General features: G+C 73.2%; 13 protein-coding genes. 11 read left to right on the forward strand and 2 right to left on the reverse strand.

Features of this window, described 5'->3' with window-relative positions; genetic code table 11:
- Positions 1-53 precede the first annotated feature (53 nt).
- Entirely contained in the window at positions 54-458 is a 405-nt protein-coding gene (locus tag ACH34T_RS04310) for a Rieske (2Fe-2S) protein (protein WP_395990615.1), read from the forward strand.
- 102 nt (positions 459-560) lie between these two features.
- Positions 561-1,091 carry a Rieske (2Fe-2S) protein gene (locus tag ACH34T_RS04315; RefSeq protein ID WP_395990616.1) on the forward strand — a complete coding sequence of 177 codons (531 nt, stop codon included), beginning with the start codon at positions 561-563 and terminating at the stop codon, positions 1,089-1,091.
- Here ACH34T_RS04315 and ACH34T_RS04320 read toward each other — a convergent pair.
- The gene (locus ACH34T_RS04320; RefSeq protein WP_395990617.1) at positions 1,078-2,301 is read right to left on the reverse strand and encodes a mechanosensitive ion channel family protein; all 1,224 of its coding nucleotides are present in this window, start codon (positions 2,299-2,301) and stop codon (positions 1,078-1,080) included. The genes ACH34T_RS04315 and ACH34T_RS04320 overlap by 14 nt on opposite strands.
- A gap of 171 nt (positions 2,302-2,472) precedes the next feature.
- Here ACH34T_RS04320 and uvrC point away from each other — a divergent pair, with 171 nt between their 5' ends.
- From uvrC to whiA, 4 genes are all read left to right on the forward strand, one after another.
- Positions 2,473-4,530: an excinuclease ABC subunit UvrC gene (gene uvrC, locus ACH34T_RS04325; RefSeq protein WP_395990618.1), complete on the forward strand. Its 2,058-nt coding sequence runs from the start codon at positions 2,473-2,475 to the stop codon at positions 4,528-4,530.
- A complete protein-coding gene (rapZ, locus tag ACH34T_RS04330) occupies positions 4,527-5,405 on the forward strand; it encodes an RNase adapter RapZ (RefSeq protein WP_395990619.1) in 879 nt (292 codons plus the stop codon). Before uvrC ends, rapZ begins: the two co-directional genes overlap by 4 nt.
- Before the next feature lie 102 nt (positions 5,406-5,507).
- Entirely contained in the window at positions 5,508-6,461 is a 954-nt protein-coding gene (gene yvcK, locus ACH34T_RS04335) for a uridine diphosphate-N-acetylglucosamine-binding protein YvcK (protein ID WP_395990620.1), read from the forward strand.
- A 62-nt stretch (positions 6,462-6,523) separates the two neighbouring features.
- On the forward strand, positions 6,524-7,504 hold the full coding sequence (gene whiA, locus ACH34T_RS04340; RefSeq protein ID WP_395990621.1) for a DNA-binding protein WhiA: 981 nt from the start codon (positions 6,524-6,526) through the stop codon (positions 7,502-7,504).
- A 56-nt stretch (positions 7,505-7,560) separates the two neighbouring features.
- Here whiA and ACH34T_RS04345 read toward each other — a convergent pair whose 3' ends face one another.
- Entirely contained in the window at positions 7,561-9,369 is a 1,809-nt protein-coding gene (locus ACH34T_RS04345) for a heparinase II/III family protein (protein ID WP_395990622.1), read from the reverse strand.
- Positions 9,370-9,549: 180 nt separating this feature from the next.
- On the opposite strand from ACH34T_RS04345, the gene ACH34T_RS04350 reads away from it, so the two are divergent.
- From ACH34T_RS04350 to tpiA, 5 genes are all read left to right on the forward strand, one after another.
- A complete protein-coding gene (locus ACH34T_RS04350) occupies positions 9,550-10,077 on the forward strand; it encodes an RNA polymerase sigma factor (RefSeq protein WP_395990623.1) in 528 nt (175 codons plus the stop codon).
- Complete coding sequence (locus ACH34T_RS04355) at positions 10,074-10,862, forward strand: hypothetical protein (RefSeq protein WP_395990624.1); 789 nt, start codon at positions 10,074-10,076, stop codon at positions 10,860-10,862. Before ACH34T_RS04350 ends, ACH34T_RS04355 begins: the two co-directional genes overlap by 4 nt.
- 182 nt (positions 10,863-11,044) lie before the next feature.
- Complete coding sequence (gene gap / locus ACH34T_RS04360; RefSeq protein ID WP_395990625.1) at positions 11,045-12,049, forward strand: type I glyceraldehyde-3-phosphate dehydrogenase; 1,005 nt, start codon at positions 11,045-11,047, stop codon at positions 12,047-12,049.
- Positions 12,050-12,129: 80 nt separating this feature from the next.
- Positions 12,130-13,353, forward strand: a complete 1,224-nt coding sequence (locus tag ACH34T_RS04365; RefSeq protein WP_395990626.1) for a phosphoglycerate kinase — start codon at positions 12,130-12,132, stop codon at positions 13,351-13,353.
- A gap of 2 nt (positions 13,354-13,355) precedes the next feature.
- Entirely contained in the window at positions 13,356-14,168 is an 813-nt protein-coding gene (gene tpiA, locus ACH34T_RS04370) for a triose-phosphate isomerase (RefSeq protein ID WP_395990627.1), read from the forward strand.
- The last annotated feature ends 136 nt before the right edge of the window (positions 14,169-14,304 follow it).

The following is a 14,304-nucleotide window of genomic DNA, read 5'->3' on the forward strand; positions in this document are numbered from 1 at the left end:
CCTATGGGCGGGTCGTCGCGGGCCCCCGCGCCGCCGTCCACGATCATGGACGCATGACTGACGCAGAGGGGATCGGCCGCCGCACGGTGCTGTGCGGAGCCGGAGTCGTGGGCGCCGCCGTGCTCGCCGGGTGCGGCGGCGACGAGGGGAAGTCCGCCGAGGAGCTCAAGGGCAGGGAGGTCGCGAAGGCCGCCGACGTCCCGGTCGGCGGCGGGAGGATCAACGGGACGGACAAGGTCGTGGTGACGCAGCCGACCCAGGGCGTCTTCAAGGCGTTCACGGCGGTGTGCACGCACCAGGGCTGCACCGTCGGCGCGGTGTCCGGCGGGCTGATCAAGTGCGACTGCCACGGCAGCGAGTTCGAGATCGCGGACGGGACGGTGCGGCGGGGCCCGGCCAAGAAGCCGCTGAAGGAGTATCCGGTGCAGGTCAAGGGCGGTGCGATCGTCGTCACCTGACCGCCGGCCGCCCGGCGAACTGGTTCGGAATTGAACCACCTGGGCCGCGCGTACGTGCTCCCTGGTGACGTACGGGAATCGAGATGTCACCGGAGGGCGAGCATGCCAGAGGGGTCCGAGACGCGACTGGACGGGACGGAGCAGGCGCCAGGCGGAACACCCGCCGAGGGCGGCACGGCCGGGGGCGGCTCCCGCAGAGGACTGCTCATCGGAGCGGGGCTCGCGGGCATCGCCGGGCTGGCGGCGGCCTGCGGCGGCTCCGGCGACGACGACGCGGGCGGCTCCACGGACACGGGCGGCGGCGGCTCCGGCGGCGGCCAGAGCACCGGCGCCGGGGGCGGCGGGGGCACGGCCCTCGCTGCGGCGGCCGACATCCCGGTCGGCGGCGGCAAGGTCTTCGAGGACGCCAAGGTCGTGGTCTGCCAGCCGGCGCAGGGCGAGTTCAAGGCGTTCTCGGCCACCTGCACGCACCGCGGCTGCGCCGTGGGCTCGGTGTCCGGCGGCACGATCAACTGCCACTGCCACGGCAGCAAGTTCAAGATCACGGACGGTTCGGTGGCGAGCCCGCCCGCGGACAAGCCGCTGGAGGAGAAGAAGATCAACGTCCAGGGCGGTCAGATCACGCTCGCCTGACCGTGTCCGAGCGCGCCGGGCCGCCCTCCTCGGAGACGGCCCGGCCGCCGCCGGACGCACCGCCGCCGGGCGCGCCGCCGCCGGACGCACCGCCGTCAGGCGCGCCGCCGCCGGTCGCGGTGCCGCCGGGCACGGCCCGGGCGCCGTCGGAGGCCGCCTCGGCCGGTTCGACGCGGAGGCGGGGGAGCGCCTCGGGGTAGCGGTCGCGGATGTGGGAGATGAGATGCTCGCGCACGTCGCAGCGCAGGTCCCAGGTGCTCGCCGAGTCCGCCGCGCTCATCATGGCGCGGATCGTGACCAGCCCGTTCGGCTGGACGCCCACCGCCTGCAGGATCCATTCGCGCCGGTCCCACAGCGGGTTGTCGCGGAGCGCCGAGTACAGCTCGGCGCGCAGCTCCTCGATCGGCACCGACCAGTCGACGTGCAGGTCCACCGAGCCGAGCAGCCGGGACGAGTGCCGGGTCCAGTTCTCGAACGGCTGCTCGGTGAAGTACGACACCGGGAAGATCATCCGCCGGTCGTCCCAGAGCCGCAGCGCCACGTAGGACAGGGTCAGCTCCTCGACCCGTCCCCACTCGCCCTGCACGACGACGACGTCGTCCAGCCGCAGCGCGTCGCTGAACGCCAGCTGCAGCCCGGCGAGCAGGTTGCCCAGCGTCGGCCGCGCCGCGATCCCGACGACCAGCCCGGCGACGCCCGCCGAGGCCAGCAGCCCGGCGCCGACCGCCCGCACGCCGGGGAAGGTGAACAGCGCGGCCCCCGCCGCCAGCACCACGATCAGCACGGCCGCGATGCGGCGCAGCAGCAGCATCTGCGTGCGGGCCCGGCGCGCCCGCCGGTTGCGGTCGCCCTCGATCCGCATCAGCCGTTCCAGCGGCGGGTCGCTCAGCGCGTACCCGATCCGCAGGACCAGCCACGTCGTCGCGCAGATCGCCGCGATCCGCACCGCCTGCCTGACCGCGCCCTCCGCCGGGTCGCCGAGCAGCCGGTACGGCATCGCAGCGCCGCAGCCCACGACCGCCGCGAACGCGAACGACGGCGCGGCGACGCGCCTGGCGGCCAGTCCGGCGCCCGGCCAGCGCACCGACAGCCGTCCCGCCAGCAGCCGCCGGCCCGCCTCCACGACGATCACGGACGCGGCGACCACCGCCGCCAGGACGACCCAGGCCCAGAACGCCGACACGCTCGCACCGACCTCCTCACGCCGCACGGAGCACAATCCTCCGACCTTCCCTTTCCCAGGGTTTTGCGGTCATGTGACCGGGACGGCGAGATCTCCGTCACCCGCGGCGCACTCCCCGGAGCCCTCCGCGGCCGCGACCGCGGACGACGGCGTGCGCGGGAGCACGGCGTGTCGGAGCCGCCCACTAGGCTTTTGAGCGTGGCAGACCCGGCGACCTACCGACCCGCATCCGGCTCGATCCCCGAGTCACCCGGGGTGTACAGATTCCGCGACGAGCACGGCCGGGTCATCTACGTGGGCAAGGCCAAGAGCCTGCGCCAGCGGCTCAACTCCTACTTCGCCGACTTCTCCGCCCTGCATCCGCGCACGCAGACGATGGTGCGGACCGCCGCGAAGGTCGACTGGACGGTCGTCGCCACCGAGGTCGAGGCCCTCCAGCTCGAGTACTCCTGGATCAAGGAGTTCGATCCGCGGTTCAACGTCCGTTACCGCGACGACAAGTCGTATCCCTACCTCGCCGTCACCCTGAACGAGGAGTTCCCGAGGGTGATGGTGATGCGCGGTGCCAAGCGGAAGGGCGTGCGCTACTTCGGGCCGTACTCCCACGCGTGGGCGATCCGGGAGACGGTCGACCAGCTGCTGCGCGTGTTCCCCGTCCGGACGTGCAGCGCCGGGGTGTTCAAGCGGCAGCACCAGCTCGACCGCCCCTGCCTGCTCGGCTACATCGGCAAGTGCTCGGCGCCGTGCGTCGGACGCGTCACGCCGGACGAGCACCGCCTCCTCGCCGAGGACTTCTGCGACTTCATGGCCGGGCACACCGCCCGGTTCATCAAGCGTCTCGAACGCGACATGCGCGAGGCCGCCGCGTCCCAGGAGTACGAGCGCGCCGCGCGGCTCCGCGACGACGTCCGCGCCCTCGAACGCGCGCTGGAGAAGCAGGCCGTCGTCCTGCCCGACCGCACCGACTGCGACATGATCGCCTTCGCGGAGGACGAGCTCGAGGCCGCCGTCCAGCTCTTCTACGTGCGCGGCGGCCGGATCCGCGGGCAGCGCGGCTGGGTCGTCGACAAGGTCGAGGACGTCACCACCGCCGACCTGGTCGAGCACTTCCTCATCCAGATCTACAGCGAAAGCGAATCGGTGCCGCGGGAGGTGCTCGTCCCGGCCCTGCCGCCGGAGGAGGAGGCGATGACCGAGCTGCTGTCGGAGCAGCGCGGCGGGCCCGTCGGGCTGCGCGTTCCGCAGCGCGGCGACAAGAAGTCCCTGCTGGAGACGGTCGCGCGCAACGCGCACGAGGCGCTCAAGCAGCACAAGACGCGCCGCGCGTCCGACCTGACGACCCGCAGCCGCGCGCTCCAGGAGATCCAGGACGCGCTGGAGCTCGACGACGCCCCGCTGCGCATCGAGTGCTACGACGTGTCCAACCTCCAGGGCACCAACGTGGTCGCATCGATGGTCGTGTTCGAGGACGGCCTGGCCCGCAAGAGCGAGTACCGCCGGTTCACGATCAAGGCCGTCGAGGGGCAGGACGACGTCCGCTCCATCCACGAGGTGATCACCCGCAGGTTCAAGCGGTACCTCGCCGAGAGCGAGAAGATGGGCGAGCTCGACCACCTGGGCGACCCTGACGATGGGGTCGCCGAGGGGCCTGGCGGGCCTAGGGGGGCGTCTCCCCGGAATGACGTGGAGGAAGGCGCCCACCAGCCGCTCGATCCGGAGACGGGCAGGCCGCGCAAGTTCGCCTATCCGCCCAACCTCGTCATCGTCGACGGCGGCCCGCCGCAGGTCGCCGCCGCGCAGCGGTCGCTGGACGAGCTCGGCGTCGACGGCATCGCGGTCTGCGGCATCGCCAAGCGGCTGGAGGAGATCTGGCTGCCGGGCGAGGACGACCCGGTCATCCTGCCGCGCAACAGCGAGGGCATGTTCCTCGTCCAGCGGGTCCGCGACGAGGCGCACCGGTTCGCCATCACGTTCCACCGGCAGCGGCGGTCCAAGTCCATGACGGTGAGCGAACTCGATAACGTTCCGGGTCTGGGCCCGGCGCGGCGGGCGGCGCTCCTGAAACACTTCGGCTCGCTGAAACGGTTGAAGGACGCGACGCCCGAGCAGGTCGCCGAGGTACCGGGGATCGGCCTGCGCAGCGCCGAGGGCATCGTCGCGGCGCTGCACGGCGCCGCGGTCCCCCGCGGGGGCGACGGGACGGGCGGCGGCGCGCCGGGCGGCAACGACGGGGAGCACACGGGGAGAGGGTCATGACCAGCGAGACGAAGATCCCGGACATCGTGATCGTCACCGGCATGTCCGGGGCGGGCCGCAGCACGGCGGCCAAGTCCCTGGAGGACCTCGACTGGTTCGTGGTCGACAACCTGCCGCCTGGCCTGCTGGCCACGATGGCCGACCTCGGCGGCCGGGTGAAGGACGCCGTGCCCCGCATCGCCGTCGTCGTGGACGTCCGCAGCCGCGCCTTCACCGAGGACCTGCACTCCTCCATCGCCGAGCTGGAGGCGCGCGGCGTCCACCCGCGGGTGGTGTTCCTGGAGGCGAACGACGACGACCTGGTGCGCCGGTTCGAGAGCGTCCGGCGCCCGCACCCGCTGCAGGACGACGGCCGCCTCGTCGACGGCATCGCCCGCGAGCGGGAGCTGGTCCGGGAGGTCCGCGCCGAGGCCGACCTGGTGATCGACACCAGCGGCCTCAACGTGCACGAGCTGCGCAACAAGATCATCGGGTTCTTCGGCAACGACACGGGCGAGACGAGCCTGCGCGCGACCGTGGTGTCGTTCGGATACAAGTACGGGCTGCCCGTCGACGCCGACCTCGTCGTCGACTGCCGGTTCCTGCCGAACCCGCACTGGGTGCCGGAGCTGCGGCCGAAGACGGGCCGCGACGCCGCCGTCCGCGACTACGTCCTCGGGCAGCGGGGCGCCAAGGAGTTCCTGTACGCGTACGCGGAGGTGCTGCGGCTCCTCGCCGACGGCTACGAGCGCGAGGGGAAACACTACGTGACCCTGGCCGTGGGATGTACCGGCGGCAAACACCGTAGTGTGGCCATGGCGGAACAGATCGCCGCCCGGCTGCGGGACGAGGGCATCGACGTGCAGGTCGCCCATCGGGACCTCGGCCGCGAGTAGGATTCCCGGTCCGGCCCCTTGTGGGAGGACGACCCCCACACCCCCCGGCACGGACCGGCACTCGGCGGTGTCCCGGACGAGGAGTAGCAGGTTAACGGCACGGTGAAGTCCCACGGCCCGAAGGTCGTCGCGCTCGGCGGCGGCCACGGCCTCTACGCCTCCCTGTCGGCGCTGCGCCGCGTCACCGACCGGCTGACCGCGATCGTGACGGTCGCCGACGACGGCGGGTCCAGCGGGCGGCTCCGCCGCGAGCTGGGCGTGCTGCCGCCCGGCGACCTGCGGATGGCGCTCGCGGCGCTGTGCGGCGACGACGAGTGGGGGCAGACGTGGCGCGACGTCGTCCAGCACCGTTTCCGCAGCGAGGGCGACCTGCAGGGCCACGCCGTCGGCAACCTCCTCATCGTCGCGCTGTGGGAGCTGCTCGGGCAGGAGGGCGCGGTCGACGGGCTCGACTGGGTCGGCCGGCTGCTCGGCGCGCACGGCCGGGTGCTGCCGATGGCGGCCGTCCCGATGGACATCGTCGCGGAGGTGCGCGGCGCCGACCCGTCGAGGCCCGACGAGATCACCCACGTCAAAGGGCAGGTGGCGTGCGCGAGGACGCCGGGCAGCGTGCTCGGCGTCTCGCTCGTCCCCGCCGACCCGCCCGCCTGCCCGGAGGCGCTCGCCGCCGTCGACGACGCCGACTGGATCGTGTTCGGCCCCGGCTCCTGGTTCACGAGCGTCCTGCCGCACCTCAAGGTCCCGGCGCTGGCCCGCGCCCTGGCCGCCTCCCGCGCCCGCCGCGCCGTCGCGCTGAACCTCGCGCCGCAGCCCGGCGAGACCGACGACTTCTCCCCGCAGACCCACCTGGAGGTCCTGCGGGCGCACGCGCCCGGCCTGAGCGTGGACGTCGTCCTCGCCGACCGCGGGGTGGTGGACGATCCCGCGGCGCTCGACAAGGCCGTCCAGGAGATCGGCGGGCGGCTCGTCCTCGCCGACGTCGCCGCCGACGACGGATCCCCGCGCCATGAACCTGCCCGTCTGGCCCAAGCCTTCGTACAGATATTCAGTGAGTGACGCCCGGTGCCGCCGCGATCGGCGAGACTGCTGGGAGTCCGATAGGGGGAGGGGTCCAACTCATGGCGATGACCGGTGTGGTCAAGGACGAGCTGAGCCGGCTGACGATCATGAAGCCGTGCTGCCGCAAGGCCGAGGTCTCGACGCTGCTGCGCTTCGCGGGCGGCTTGCACCTGGTCAGCGGCCGTATCGTGATCGAGGCCGAGATCGACACCGGAGTCGCGGCACGGCGCCTGATCAAGGACATCGCGGAGGTGTTCGGGCACACCTCCGAGGTCGTCGTGCTCGCGCCCAGCGGGCTCCGTAAAGGCAACCGCTACGTCGTCCGCGTGTTCCGGGACGGCGAGTCGCTCGCCCGGCAGACCGGGCTGATCGACAACAACGGGCGGCCCGTCCGGGGCCTGCCGCGGCACGTCGTCGCGGGCGCGGCCTGCGACGCGGAGTCGGCGTGGCGGGGCGCGTTCCTCGCGCACGGCTCGCTGACCGAGCCGGGCCGGTCGATGTCGCTGGAGGTGACGTGCCCGGGCCCGGAGGCGGCGCTCGCGCTGGTCGGCGCGGCCCGCCGCCTGAAGATCCACGCGAAGGCGCGGGAGGTCCGCGGCGTCGACCGGGTCGTCGTCCGCGACGGCGACGCGATCAGCGCGCTGCTCACCCGGCTCGGCGCGCACGACAGCGTCCTGTCCTGGGAGGAGCGGCGGATGCGCCGCGAGGTCCGCGCCACCGCGAGCCGGTTCGCGAACTTCGACGACGCGAACCTGCGCCGCTCCGCCCGCGCCGCCGTCGCCGCGGGCGCCCGCGTCGCCCGCGCGCTGGAGATCCTCGGCGACGACGCGCCCGAGCACCTGGTCAAGGCCGGGCAGCTGCGGCTTGAGCACAAGCAGGCGTCCCTGGAGGAGCTCGGCCAGCTCGCCGACCCGCCGCTCACCAAGGACGCCATCGCGGGCCGCATCCGCCGCCTGCTCGCCATGGCCGACAAGCGCGCCGGGGACCAGGGCATCCCCGGCACGGAGGCCAACCTGACCGCCGACATGCTCGCCCCCTGACCTCCCGCCGGACCCGCCGGACCCACGCGATCCGGCGGATCAGCGGACGCGGCGGATCAGCGGACGCGGCGGAGGGCGCCGTCGGCCCCGGCCACGAACGCCAGCCGGTGACCGGAGAACGACGCGTCCACGCGGACGCCGCCGCCCGGCAGCGGGCGGGTGCGCACGTCGGGGCGCTCCGCGCCGCGGACGGGGGCGATCAGCGTCAGCGTCCGCACCTGCGAACCCCGGGCCGGGAGCGAGACGACCGGCGCGGGCGTCTTCCTGCGATGACCTGGCGCGATCCACCCCTGCCGTGGGTTCAGCGACCCGCGGACGACACGGGCCGGTGACGCCGCGACGCCGGGCAGCGGAATCCGCAGGAAGTGGACGCGGACCCGCCCGGCGCCGGCGACGGCGCCCGTCCCCTGCGGGACGGCGCTGAACGCGGCGGGCAGGTGCCAGAGCTGCTCCACGAGACGCGGGACGGGCGAGCGCACGTCGTCCAGCACCACGAGGGCGTCGGGATCGGACGCGGCGAGCACCGAACGCGACCGGGTCGTCCCGGCGAAGGCGGAGTCGGTGAACCGGAACGTGTCCGCGCCCGGGCTGAACCGGTGCCCGGTCAGCGCCGTCGCCGCGCCCTGGCGGAACGGGACGCCCCGCACCACGACCGTGTTGTGGGCGTCGGGCGAGCGCAGCCACGCCTGCCAGTCGTCGTCGCTGTAGCCGATGTGGCCGCTCGGGACGAGGACGTCGCGGCCGAGCGCGTGGAACGTCAGCGCCATGTGGTCGTTCTGGCCGTGCGCGAACCGGGACGGCCCGAAGCGCGCCGTGTAGGACGTCTCGGCGGCGAACGCGCGGCCGTCGCGGCCCCATCCGGAGCGTCCCAGCACGTATCCGGCCTGGTAGACGCGGGCCCGCCGCGCGGGCGGCGCGCCCTGGCGGCCCCGCGTCGCCACGTACCTGACCGGGCCGTTCCCGGCGGAGCCGATCTCGGACGTCCTGGCCGCCTGCGACTCGCCGATCTGGACGAGGTCCCCGCCGGGCGTCGTCTGGAACGCGATGAACTCGTCCATCAGCCGGTGCCGCCGGACGAACTCGGCAGGGACGGGACGCCCGCATTTGCGCATCACGTCGAACGCGAGCCGCCACCGGCTCCGGTTGTAGACGGAGTAGTACGTCGACTGCTCGTTGTCGGCGCCTTCGGCGTCGATGGCGGGCCGCGCGCCGCCGGGCGGGTCGAGGATCGCGTCGCGCAGCCGCCGGTGGCCGAGTTCGGCGAGGTCGTCGCGGCCGATGCCGCAGCCCGCCGTCATCAGGATCATCGACTCGTCGGTGCCGTGGTTCCAGGGCCCCGAGTAGTGCTTCGGGTCGGCGAGCCACCGCGCGTGCTCGGCGATCGCGTCGTCCAGCCAGCGTCCGGTCTGGTGCTGCCGCAGGCAGACCAGGGTGGCGAGGCGGAACTTGGTGCCTTCGGCGATCGCCTCCCGCCGGTGGTCGCCGAACCGCCCGGGATCGTCGTTGTCGGCGAGCCAGTCGCGGGCGATCCCGGCGGCCGTGCCGAGCGCGGCGCGGTCGCCCGTCCGCGCGTACTCCTTGATCGGGCCGCCGAGCCATTCGAGGGAGTGGAGCCAGAGCTCCCAGGTCCGGTTGTCGTAGGGGTCGAGGCCCCAGTCGACGTCCGTCCCGGTGGCGACGTGCACCGGGGCGGCGCCCGGCACCCTGAACCGGCCCGCGCGGACCTCCGCCGCCGGGTTCAGCCTGTCGAGCCCGTTGTAGCCGAGGCAGACGGACCTGTCCGCGGCCGCCTTCGCCGTCAGCTGGACCGTCGGCGGCTCGGCCGGCGCGGCGGCCCGCTCGCAGCCCGCCGCCAGCGACAGCACCAGGACTGCGCTCCCCGCCCGGCGGGCGCCTTTCCAAGATCGAGTGATCACGTATTCAGAGACACGCCACGCGCCGTTCCGGCTGACGGCCCCGGGTGACGGGACGGTGAACACTGGGCGACGACGGGGCGAGCGGCCCGCCCGATGTCATCGAAAACGCCCCGCGAGTGTCTAAACGACGTGATCTCCGTCGAAGAACTCGGCTCGCGCGAGCCCCCGGCGCTCGCCGGCGACGTCCTGGAGGGCCTGTTCGCCGCGCACTACCGGCGGCTGGTCGGGCTCGCCGGCCTGCTGGGCTCGGACGACCCCGAGGACATCGCCCAGGAGGCGTTCGCCCGGCTGCAGGACCGCGGCAGGACGCTGCGGCGCCCCGAGACCGCCGCGGCCTACCTGCGCGCCACCGTCTGCAACCTCGTCCGGAACCGGCGCCGCCACCTGCGGATCGTCCGGCTCCGGCAGCCGCCGCCGCCCGAGCCGGCCAGCGCCGCCGAGACGGTCGTCCTCGACCGGGAGGGCGACCACGAGCTGATCGCCGCGCTGGACGGGCTGTCCCGCCGCCAGCGCGAGGCGATCGTCCTGCGGTACTGGCTCGACCTGTCCGACCATGAGGTGGCCGAGGCGATGGGCATCGCGCCCGGCTCGGCCAAGACCCACATCCGGCGCGGCCTGATCGCCCTGCAGCGCGCCCTGGGAGGTGCACCGGAATGACCGAGACCGAGAAGGCCCTGCGGGACGCCCTGCGCGCGCGGGGCGAGGCGTACCCGGTGAGCCCGGACGCCTGGGCCCGCGTCCAATCCCGCGCCGCCGCCCGGCGAGCGCGCCGCCGGGCCGTGCGCATCGCCGCCGTGCCCGTTGCCGCGGCGGCAGCGGCGATCGGCATCGCCGCGTCCTTCCTGGCCCCCGGCCTGTTCACCGGCGACGACGCCCGCCCCCGGGCCGCGGCGGCCGCGGCGACGGCGGAGCCAGGCGACGCCCAGGTCGCGGAGACCCTCCCGCGCCTGTGCGCCCGAGACCGGCCCGTCCGCGAGCGTCTGGGACTGCTGCCGCGCGCCGGTGCGCTGCCGACGTTCGGCGGCGGGGGCTGGCTCGTCGCCGTCGGCGACGGCGCGGGCGGCGTGCGCCTCGTCGCCGTCACGGTCGTCGAGGGACGGCTCGTCTGCCGGGCGAACACGGCCGCCCCGGGCGGCGGCCGGAGGTTCGTCGACTACGGCGGGGAGCGCGGCCGCGGAGAGGTCTCCTGGACCGGCGTCACGGCGCCCGGGGCCGCCGCCTTCGAGGCCCGCTACAGGGACGGCACCCGGATGCGGTTCGCCTGCGGCGGCGAGACGGCCGGCTGCGTGCGGCGCGCCACGGTCGAAGGCCGCGTCACGGTGTTCACGACCAAGCCGCGCATGTACACCCCGCCCAAGGCCGGAGCCCCGGTCCACGGTGAGTTCACCGTCCTCGACACGGAAGGGAAGGTGCTCGAACGCCTCCCGTTCAGCACCGAGTAGCGCGCCCGTTCCGCCGGTCCGCCCGTCGATCCGCCCGTCGATCCGCCCGTCGATCCGCCACGCGACCGGTGTCCGGATACCCGCGGGTCATTGGATAGGGTCGGGGCTGGGGGAGAACCCCGGATCGACGTAGCTGACAGCCCGGCTGACTCCGGGCGATTCGATGTGCGAGGAGCCGTTCCGTGACCATCCGAGTAGGCATCAACGGGTTCGGCCGGATCGGCCGGAACTTCTACCGGGCCGTGAAGGCGTCCGGGGCCGACATCGAGATCGTGGCGGTCAACGACCTGACCGACAACGCCACGCTCGCCCAGTTGCTCAAGTACGACAGCATCCTCGGCCGCCTCCCCGAGGAGGTGCGCGCCACCGAGAACGAGATCGTCGTGGGCGGCAAGGCCATCAAGGCGTTCGAGGAGCGCGACCCGGCGAACCTGAAGTGGAGCGACGTCGGCGCCGACGTCGTGGTCGAGTCGACCGGCTTCTTCACCGACGCCACCAAGGCCAAGGTGCACGCCGACAACGGCGCCAAGAAGGTGATCATCTCCGCGCCGGCGAAGAACGAGGACGTCACCCTCGTGCTCGGCGTGAACGACGACGCGTACGACCCGGCGAACCACACGGTGATCTCCAACGCGTCCTGCACCACCAACTGCCTGGCCCCGCTGGCCAAGGTCCTGCACGACGCCTTCGTCATCGAGAAGGGCCTGATGACGACGATCCACGCCTACACGCAGGACCAGAACCTCCAGGACGCCCCCCACAAGGACCTGCGCCGCGCCCGCGCCGCCGCGCTGAACGTCGTCCCGACCTCGACCGGCGCCGCCAAGGCCATCGGCCTGGTGCTGCCCGAGCTGAAGGGCAGGCTGGACGGCTACGCCCTGCGCGTCCCGGTGCCGACCGGCTCCGCCACCGACCTGACCGTCACGCTGTCCCGCGAGGTCACGGTGGAGGAGGTCAACGAGGCGTTCAAGGCCGCCGCGGACGGCCCGCTGAAGGGCTACCTCACCTACACCGCCGACCCGATCGTGTCCAGCGACATCGTCACCGACCCGGCGTCCTGCATCTTCGACTCCGGGCTGACCAAGGTCATCGGCGACCAGGTCAAGGTCGTCGGCTGGTACGACAACGAGTGGGGCTACTCCAACCGGCTCGTCGACCTCGTCAAGCTCGTCGGCTCGCAGCTGTAACCCGGGCCCTTCGCGCCGTGGCCGCGCACGACGGACCGTGCGGCCACGGCGCGGTCATGCAGGGAAGGACATCGCACCCGATGCGCACCATTGACGACCTCGACGTCGCGGGCCGCCGCGTCCTCGTCCGGGCCGACCTGAACGTCCCGCTGGAGGACCCCGGCGAGCCGGGAGGTCGCCCCTCCACAGTGACGCGCGCGATCACCGACGACGGGCGGATCCGGGCGAGCCTGCCGACGATCGAGGCGCTGCGGACGAGGGGCGCCAAGGTCGTCGTCTGCGCCCACCTCGGCCGTCCCAAGGGCGAGGTCAAGCCGGAGTTCTCGCTGGCCCCCGTCGCGGCGCGGCTCGGCGGGCTGCTCGGCGCGGACGTGGCGTTCGCGTCCGACGTCGTCGGCGACTCCGCCCGCGCCACCGTCGACGGCCTCGCGGACGGCGGCGTAGCGCTGCTGGAGAACCTGCGCTTCGAGCCGGGCGAGACCAGCAAGGACGACGCCGAGCGCGGCGCGTTCGCCGACCGCCTCGCCGCCCTCGCCGAGCTCTACGTCGGCGACGGGTTCGGCGCCGTGCACCGCAGGCACGCGTCCGTGTACGACGTGCCGAAGCGGCTCCCGCACGCCGCGGGCGGGCTGATCGCCGCCGAGGTCGAGGTGCTGAAGCGGCTCACCGAGGACGTCGAGCGCCCCTACGCGGTGGCCCTCGGCGGCTCCAAGGTGTCCGACAAGCTCGGCGTGATCGACAACCTGCTCGGCAAGGCCGACCGCATCCTGATCGGCGGCGGCATGGTCTTCACGTTCCTCAGGGCCCAGGGCCACGAGGTCGGCGCGAGCCTCCTCGAAGAGGACCAGCTGGGGACCGTCCGCGAGTATCTGCGGCGCGCCGAGGAGGCCGGTGTGGAGTTCGTGCTCCCGGTCGACATCGTCGCCGCCACCGCGTTCGCCGCCGACGCCGACCACGATGCGGTGGCCGCCGACGCGATCCCGTCCGACCGGATCGGCCTGGACATCGGCCCGGAGTCCGGCAAGCTGTTCGCCGCGCGCCTCGCCGACGCCCGCACGATCTTCTGGAACGGCCCCATGGGCGTGTTCGAGATGGAGCCCTACGCGAACGGCACCCGCGCCGTCGCGCAGGGCCTCATCGACTCCGGCGCGTTCACCGTGGTCGGCGGCGGCGACTCCGCCGCGGCCGTCCGGCGGCTCGGCTTCGACGAGGCCGCCTTCTCGCACATCTCGACCGGCGGCGGCGCCAGCCTCGAATACCTCGAAGGCAAGGCGCTGCCCGGCCTGCAGGCCCTGGAGGACTGACGATGGCCCCCGCGACACCCTCTTCCGGCAAGCACGACGCCCGCAAGCCGCTGATGGCGGGCAACTGGAAGATGAACAACAACCACCTTGAGGCGATCGCGCTCGTCCAGAAGATGGCGTTCGCGCTCAAGGACGCCGACTACGACGCCGTCGACGTCGCCGTGATCCCGCCGTTCACCGCGATCCGCTCGGTGCAGACCCTCGTCGACGCCGACAAGTACCCGATCCAGTACGGCGCGCAGGACGTCTCGCCGCACGCCTCAGGCGCGTACACCGGCGACATCTCCGCGGCGATGCTCGCCAGGCTGCGCTGCACGTACGCGCTCGTCGGGCACTCCGAGCGCCGCCAGTACCACGGCGAGGACGACGCTCTCGTCAACGCCAAGGCCAAGGCCGCGCTCTCCGCCGACCTCGCCCCGATCATGTGCGTCGGGGAGGGCCTGGAGATCCGCAAGGCGGGCGGGCACGTCCCGCACGTCGTCGAGCAGCTGGACGGCGGCCTGGAGAAGATCCCCGCCGACCAGGTGCGGCGCACCGTGATCGCCTACGAGCCCGTGTGGGCGATCGGCACCGGCGAGGTCGCCACCCCGCAGGACGCGCAGGAGGTCTGCGCGGCGATCCGGACGCGGCTCGCCGAGCTGTACGACGGCGGAGTGGCCGACGAGGTGCGTATCCTGTACGGCGGTTCGGTGAAGGGCGGCAACATCGCCAAGCTCATGGCGCAGGCCGACGTGGACGGCGCCTTGGTCGGTGGTGCCAGCCTGGACCCGGGAGAGTTCGTCAAAATCTGCCGGTACCGGGATCTCCCCGTCTGATGAAAACTGATCAATTCCGCGTGAACTGGGGGTTCTTGCCGAACCAGCGGGATGTTCGTCGTACCCTTCGTAGCTGACGGGTAAACCGCCCGGCCGGACCCTACGTCTGAACTACAGACCGTCCTGAACTACAGAC

It is taken from the genome of Actinomadura sp. 9N215, from assembly GCF_044326345.1.
Classification (GTDB): Bacteria; Actinomycetota; Actinomycetes; order Streptosporangiales; family Streptosporangiaceae; genus Spirillospora.